Origin of the sequence: Nitrobacter sp. 62-13 (assembly GCF_001896955.1) — a bacterium.
Classification (GTDB): domain Bacteria; phylum Pseudomonadota; class Alphaproteobacteria; order Rhizobiales; family Xanthobacteraceae; genus Nitrobacter.
The window spans coordinates 1-400 of sequence record NZ_MKRN01000022.1; the positions used below are offsets into that span (position 1 = coordinate 1).

The following is a 400-nucleotide window of genomic DNA, read 5'->3' on the forward strand; positions in this document are numbered from 1 at the left end:
GGCGCGGCGTCGCTCGACCTGGTTTACGTCGCGGCCGGACGGCTCGACGGCTACTGGGAACGCAACCTGCAGCCCTGGGACATCGCCGGCGGACAGATCATCGTGCGCGAGGCCGGCGGCATCGTCAGCGGCATCCAGGGCGACGACGATCCGCTTCAAACCGGCGACGTGATCTGCGGCAACGAGTTCGTCCATGGCGAACTGGTAAGGATCATCAGGCCGCTGTAAATGTAGACTGATGTGCTCCGATTAGACGGAAACGCGTTCAAAAAGGCAATGAGCGCACCCTCTCCCATTGGGAGAGGGTTGGGGTGAGGGGTTACGACCTCTCGACACTGAAAGCCCCCTCACCCGACCGTCTTCACTGCGTTCCGCCGGTCGACCTCTCCCCGGCGGGGAG

General features: G+C 63.8%; 1 protein-coding gene. It reads left to right on the forward strand.

The genetic code is table 11. The features are described 5' to 3' along the window. Positions 1-228 (forward strand): inositol monophosphatase family protein (locus BGN91_RS03155; RefSeq protein WP_292610499.1); only part of this gene is annotated, 228 nt, incomplete at its 5' end. Between the last annotated feature and the right edge of the window lie 172 nt (positions 229-400).